Raw genomic sequence first — 7034 nt, forward strand, 5'->3', positions numbered from 1 at the left:
CCTTCGCGGGAGCCGCGCAGCAGGGGTTTTTCTCGGTCGGGGAACAGCTGTCGGTGATAATGCTGGTGGGCGCTGCTTCGCTTTCCAACATCTTCTGGAAAGAAATCTCGCATGCGCACACCGAGGGAAACATCGAGCGTACCCGCGATCTCTATTTGAAATCAACCCGGACGCTTTATTTCGCCACCTGCTGCATGGCCTATTTCGTTATCGCGTTCAGCGGCGAAGCCATTTCGGTATTGCTGGGAAACAAATACGCCGCCGCGACGGCCTGCACTGCGCTGATGATTTTTGCAACCACCTATCAGGCGGTCGGACAAATCAATTACGCCTATCTGATGGCCACCCGCAAAACAAAAGCCAATATGTGGCTGACTATCCCCTCAACGGTAACAAGTTCGGCGCTGGCCTATTTCTTTCTGGCCGGCCCGGATTATGCCGTGCCCGGCCTGGGACTGGGCGCGACCGGTCTGGCGCTGAAAGCCGCAGTTATTCAGGCCGCGCTAGCCAACCTGCAGATGTTTTACATCTGCAGAAGCAATGGCTGGAAAAACGGTTTTTCATTCCAGCTGCGGTATGCGGCGGTGTTTTTTGCCCTGTCAGTCTGCGCCGTATGGCTCACATCCTTTTTGCCCAAACCGCATTACTGGTTTGCGGTGCGCCTGTTTGCGGCCGGAATTATTTATGGGGCGGGCGCAATTTGGTACACTTGCAAAATGGCCGGGGAATTGGGAATAGACCAGTCGAAATTCCGAACCCTGTTTAAAGAATTGAAAAATTTTGCAGACTTACGGAGAACAGCTTGAATCCGGCAAACATATTTGGGAAACTTAAGCTCGCGGGGTTTTCGCGGGAGGGCTGGCTGTTTTTTTTCGCTTTTTTTGCAAGCGGCCTGTTTTTTGCCGCGCTGACTCCGCCCTACCAGATGCCGGACGAGCCTGCCCATTTCATGCGTTCCTTTCAGCTGGTGCGCGGCGACTGGCTGCCCCGGCCCGACACACCCGACACCCTTTTCCCCTCCGCGCTCGAACCGGACGTCAAGGCGGTAAATTATCTGGTTTTTAAAGAGGACACGCGCTTTTCACTGCCGCAGCTGAAAACGCTGGTAAAAAACAGTCCGCCGTTATCAGCGGATAATTTTGCCGCCACAAAAAGGCGGGCTGACAGTGATGTCGCATTGTATTTCAATACTACCGCGTACAGTCCGGTTGCGTATCTGCCGCTGTCAGCCGGTGTACTGGCCGCACGGATTCTGTCGCTAAAAGCCATTTACGCGCTTTATCTGGCGCGGCTGGCTTCGTTATTGTGCGCGGCGATATTCATCACGATCGGATTTGAAATAATCAAAAAACGGTTTTCTGAACGGGAATCGCTGCTTTACGCCGTCGCCGCTTTTATTCCCATGCATATTGCGCTGGCAGCATGCGCGAGCACCGACGGCGTGACCAACACGCTGGCGTTTCTGGCAACCGCGCAGGGGCTCGCCATGCTCGCCACGGCAGATAAAACAACCGGGGGCGAACGGTTCGCGTTTATCATGACAAGCGTCCTGCTCGGCCTGTGCAAATACATTTATCTGGTAATTCCGTTCGTGCTGGAACTGGCGTATATGCAGCGGGATATGAAAAAGAGGTGGCCCGGCTCGCTTTTTCTGATCGCGGCGGCCCTGCTGCCTGCGGCGGGCTGGTCAATGGCCGCGGCCGGAATTCTGGTCGGCAAATCGCAGGGGCAGGCGGCCTATGTCCTGGCACACCCGTTTTTAATGCTTGCGGCCATGGGGAAACTGATTCTTTCGTTTTCTTATTTGCGGGGCATGATCGGCTCGTTCGGCTGGCTCGACGCGCCAGCCTCAAAATTTTCCATCTTCGCATATCTGGCGGCAATGCTGGCCGCCGCCGTAACTTTCAAAAGCGAAACCGGGCTGCCACGGAAAACGATATGGGCCGGGCTGGCGCTTCTCCTGTTTGTGATATTGCTGGGCTGCTATGTAGCCTTTACCCAGGTAGGTCTGGACGTAATAGTGGGTGTGCAGGGCCGTTACTTCCTGCCGGGCATGGCGCTGTTTCTTATCGCCGCGCCGGAACTGGTGAAACTTTCGGAACGCGGCATAAAAATCCTGAAAAGCGCGGTGGCGACGGTATGGCTTTATCTTATGTACAGCAGTCTTTACGGCGCGGTCTGGAAAAGATTCTGGTCTTGACGGAGCGATAATGGCGGAACATCCCTATAATGAAAAATATTACGCCGGATCATGCAACAAAAACGGTGTGCCCTATGACAGAAGCGTGCCGCAATGGCTGGAATTTTTCCGCTCGCTGGCGGGCCATATCGCGCTTAAAATCGCGCCGCGCACGACTTTTGAAATAGGCTGCGCGAAAGGGTTTCTGGTGGAATCGCTGCGTGATCTGGGAGTGCAGGCCGAAGGAATTGATATATCGGAATACGCCATCAGCCAGGTGCGCCCCGACATCAAACCGTTTTGCCGGGTTTCCAGCGCCGGGCAGTTTTCCCCTTCCCTGAAACACTACGATCTGGTCATTTCCATCGAAGTGATCGAGCACCTTGCGCCGGAGCAGGGCCGTTTGGCCATCGGGCGCATGTGCGAGCTGAGCGATACGGTGCTTGTTTCCTCAACCTCCGATGATTTTGAGGAGCCCACCCATATAAATGTGCAGCCAAACCGGTACTGGCGCGATCTTTTCGCCGAAAACGGATTCGCGGAAGATCCGCGCTTCAATTTCAAAAAAACCATCGGAAAAGACGCGATGCTGTTTCGCCGCAAGACGGGCTGGACAGGCTCATGGCTTAAAATGCAGGCCCGCAAGCCGTTCTGCGCGGCGTTTTACAGTTCCATCGTGCGCCGGGCTGCCGCGAAACTGCGCGGCGGGGCCTGCGCGGACAAATAAAACCGCAGAGGGCGCAGTGGTATGAAATTTTCAAAAATCCGCAAATTCGCACAAAGGCACGGCCTGCTGGCCTTGCCGGGCGCGGCGTTTGCAAAGTTGCGGGCCAGCGCCGCTTACGCAAGTTACGCCGCGAAAACAGGCCCGTCACCGCAACAGCTTGCGGGGCAGCGCGCGAAAGAATTCAGGTTCAGCCCGAAAATCAGCATTATCACGCCGGTTTATAACACCCCGCTTTCCGTTCTGGAGGAAACCCTGAAGTCAGTTCTGGCGCAAACCTACGCAAACTGGGAGCTGTGCCTGGCCGACGGTTCGCCCGCCGACTGGCCCGGCCGCGCCGCGCTGGAAAAATACTCCGCGCGCGACCCCCGCATAAAAGTGCGGTTTCTGCAAACCAACGACGGCATTACAGGCAATTCCAACGCCGCTCTGGCAATGGCCGGCGGTGACTACATCGGCCTGCTCGATCACGACGATATTTTAAGGCCCGACGCGCTTTATGAAGTGGTTGCCGCGCTTAATGCCGGCCCGGAAGCGGATCTGTTGTATTCTGACGAGGATAAACTGGCCGCCGACGGCAAAACCCGTTTTTTCCCCCATTTCAAGCCCGACTGGTCGCCCGACACTTTCCGCAGCTACAACTATATCTGCCATTTTTCGGTATTAAAAAAATCCCTGCTGGAAGCCGCCGGGCCGTTCCGGCCCGGGTTCGAAGGCTCGCAGGATTACGACCTGCTCCTGCGGGCGGCGGAAAAAGCCCGGTGCATCCACCATATCCCGAAAGTGCTGTACAGCTGGCGGGTGGTGCCCGGCTCGACATCTGACGACGAGAACGCCAAACCTTACGCCTGTGTTTCCGGCCGCAAAGCGCTTGAGGAACATCTGGAACGCACCGGACGGAAAGCGGATGTGCTGGCCGGCTGCGCGCAGGGCATTTACCGGATTTCCTACTCCGCCCCGGCGGTAAAAACGGCCGTGTTCGTGCCGGCGGCCCGGGCGGACGACGCCTATCTGCAAAACCTTATCGCCGGAACGGCTCTGCCGGACTGCGAGTTTTTTGTGCTTGCGGACGAAAACGCCGCGCCGCGCCGCATTGCAGGCAAGGAAATTAACGTTATCGGGCGCGGGGTGCTGGCCCCGTTAAAAACCCGGGCCGCCGCATTCGCTTTCATTAACGGCGGGATACTGCCCCGTGACAATGACTGGCTCTGCGGCATGCTGGAGCACGCGCTGCGCGACGGCGTGGGCGCGGCCGGCGGAAAAATTCTCAACGGCGCAACCCGGATAACCAACTGCGGATACCTTATAGGTCCTGACTGCCTGCCCCGGCCCCTGCATAAAAATGCGCCGGACTCGCGGATGGGCTATATGTGCCGCACCCACATAATACAGAATATCAGCGCCGCGGCTGGCTGTCTGGTTACGCGCCGGGGCGTGTTTGAAAATGCCGGCGGGTTCGATCCTTATTATCAGACCGAGTTGCGTGAAATTGATTATTGCCTCAGAGTGCGCGCGTTTGGAAAAACGGTTGTCTGGACGCCTTACGCACGTTTCGACAGGGCAGACCGGACGGATTGCGCCATATTCCCGGAAACGGAACTGGCGCATTTTGCCGCCAGATGGAGCGAATCGGTTAAAAGCGGAGACCCTTTCTATAATCCCAATCTGTCACCCGAAGGAGATTTCAGCCTTGCAACACGATAACAGCGCAAACAAAACCTCCTTTCTCGCCGTTTTACTGGCGACTTGTAACGGCGAGAAATATCTGCCGCAGCTGCTCGATTCAGTATTGGAGCAATTGCCGGCGGACAGTTTTGTGCTGGCGCATGACGACGGATCCTCCGATTCCACGCCCGGCATCCTTGACTCTTATTCCGCGCGTTTTCCAGCACTGCGCGTGCTTAAGGACGGCATTAAAACCGGCGGCGCCTGCCGCAACTTCGCGCACCTGCTGGAGAACGTGTCGGCCGATTACTTCATGCTTTGCGATCAGGACGATGTCTGGCTGACAGGCAAGATTGCCGCCGCCCTGACTGAAATGCGCCGGCTGGAAGCGGAACACGGAACCGCCACGCCGCTTCTGGTGCATACCGATCTTGCGGTAGCGGACAAAAACCTCAAACCGCTGGCGGCTTCGTTCATGGCTTATCAGAACCTGCTGCCGAGTACGGCGGAAATCCTGCCGCGGCTGGCGGCACAGAATGTTGTCACCGGCTGCACGACTCTTATTAACCGCCCGCTGAGGGATTTGGCGGCGCCGATCCCCCCGCAGGCGCAGATGCACGACTGGTGGCTGGCCATGGTCGCCTGCGCGTTCGGGCATATCGGCTATGATCCCACTCCCCTGATTTTATACCGCCAGCATGGCGGAAACGACACGGGCGCGCACAAATGGTCGCTCGCGTTTGTTTCCCGCAGAATGTTAAGTTCCCGCAAAAACAGCATCGAACGCGCCTGCCGGCAGGCCGGCGAGTTTGTCAGGCGGTATGAGAAACTGCTGGCGCCGCAAACGCGCGGCTGGCTGGAAACTTATGCGGAGCTGGGCTCGCTGGGGTTTATCCAAAAACGCATTTTCCTGTTTAAAAACGGCATCCGCAAAAACGGCCCGCTGCGCACCATCGGTTTTTTTCTTTCGGTATAGCGCACCGCGGCGGCATGTGCCGCCGGATCTTTTTTGCTATAGTTGGTATATTGTATTGGAGGAACAGATGAAACTTTTCGCTGTCACAGCCGTCGTTATGCTTTTAAGCCCGCCAGGGCGGGCGGAAATTATAGTGCTGAGGTCGGGTGAAGACATCACGGCGCGGGTCAGCCTGATCTCCTCCTGCACGGTGAAACTGGAAAACGGCACCCAACTTCCGCGCAAAGACATACTGGAAATCCAGCTTGCCGGCCAGTCCGCTCCGCAAGCCGCCGCTATAGCGGTAACCGAACGCGACAAGGCCGACGCGGCGGCCGCATTCGGGCAGGCACGCGAATTCGGCGCGCGCTACAGCGGCATGAACGGGCTGATCCTGCTTGACAGCGGTGAATATGTCCTCAAACCCGACGGCACGCAGGTTTTCCGCAATCACCAGATCCGCCAGATACTCAAAGAAAGCCTTAAACAGCAGTGGGGCACCGTGGGCAGCTGCGCCGAGGAAGGCCGCGAACGCGTGCGCATAACCAAGGCGAGCGTGTACGCGCCGGACGGCGCGGTCTATCCGCTCGATCCCGCCCGGATCGAAACCTCCCGCCCGCAGGATGGCAGTGGCGATTTTTTTGTGGCGGGCAACATCTGCAGCATCTACGAAATGCCCAACGTGCAGGCCGGTTCGATTGTGGACTACGAAACCGAACTGGAAACCTACAACCCGTTCCGCAGGGATTTCTTCTTCCCCGGCTGGGGTTTTGCGGACGATCAGGGCCCGGTGCGGGTTTCCCAGGTAAGGGTAACAGTGCCCGCGTCGCAGGACTTTTTTTACTCGACGCGCAATTTTCCCGCTCCGGCTCCTGAACAGCCCGCGGTTACGCGCGCCAGCGAAACCAGAACCTACAGCTGGCGGCTGGAAAACATCGAGCCGCTTGCCGCGGAACCGAATATGCCGGCCTACCAGAACGTCGCGCCGTTCCTGCTCGGTTCGCTGTTCAAAAACTGGGGCCCGGTGCTGGACTGGACGGCGGGACTGTATGAGGAACGGACGAAACCGTCCCCCGAATTGGCCCGGTTCACTCTTGACCTTGTGAAAAACTGCAAAACCGAAGATGAAAAGGCGGCTGAAATCTACCATTACGTCCAGAAAGAAATCCGCTATATAGCGCTGAAAGTGGGCGTGGCTTCCGGCTGGGGCGGCTATGACGCCAATCTTACCTGGAAACGCCGGTACGGGTGTTGTGTGGACAAGGCGCTGCTGCTGACCGCAATGCTCAATGCGGCGGGCATAAAGGCTTCGCCGGTGCTTATAAACACCAACGACCAGGCCGAGCTGGATTTCCGTATTCCGCAGCTGGGGTTCGACCACTGCATCACCGTGGCGGAAATAAGCGGCCGGCATGTGTTTCTGGACTCCACCGGCTACGACTACCGGTCTCCCTCGATAGCGGGATTCGACTACGGCACGGTGGTCCTCAACATCTTCGGGCACAAACTGG

The 7034-nt window shown here is 57.4% G+C and carries 6 protein-coding genes; all 6 read left to right on the plus strand.

The window, feature by feature from the left end:
- Positions 1-806 (plus strand): hypothetical protein (locus PHW69_09240; protein ID MDD4005365.1); only part of this gene is annotated, 806 nt, incomplete at its 5' end.
- Complete coding sequence (locus PHW69_09245) at positions 803-2200, plus strand: DUF2142 domain-containing protein (GenBank protein ID MDD4005366.1); 1398 nt, start codon at positions 803-805, stop codon at positions 2198-2200. The genes PHW69_09240 and PHW69_09245, both read left to right, overlap by 4 nt.
- Before the next feature lie 10 nt (positions 2201-2210).
- Positions 2211-2906, plus strand: a complete 696-nt coding sequence (locus tag PHW69_09250; GenBank protein ID MDD4005367.1) for a methyltransferase domain-containing protein — start codon at positions 2211-2213, stop codon at positions 2904-2906.
- Positions 2907-2927: 21 nt separating this feature from the next.
- Positions 2928-4607, plus strand: coding sequence for a glycosyltransferase (locus PHW69_09255; protein ID MDD4005368.1), 1680 nt, complete (start codon positions 2928-2930; stop codon positions 4605-4607).
- Positions 4594-5544 (plus strand): glycosyltransferase family 2 protein, encoded by a 951-nt coding sequence (locus PHW69_09260; GenBank protein MDD4005369.1) that lies wholly within the window; start codon positions 4594-4596, stop codon positions 5542-5544. The genes PHW69_09255 and PHW69_09260 overlap by 14 nt, the downstream gene beginning before the upstream one ends.
- Positions 5545-5611: 67 nt before the next feature.
- A partial coding sequence (locus PHW69_09265) for a DUF3857 domain-containing protein (protein ID MDD4005370.1) occupies positions 5612-7034 on the plus strand: 1423 nt, incomplete at its 3' end.

The organism is Elusimicrobiaceae bacterium, from assembly GCA_028700325.1.
Classification (GTDB): Bacteria; Elusimicrobiota; Elusimicrobia; order Elusimicrobiales; family Elusimicrobiaceae; genus JAQVSV01.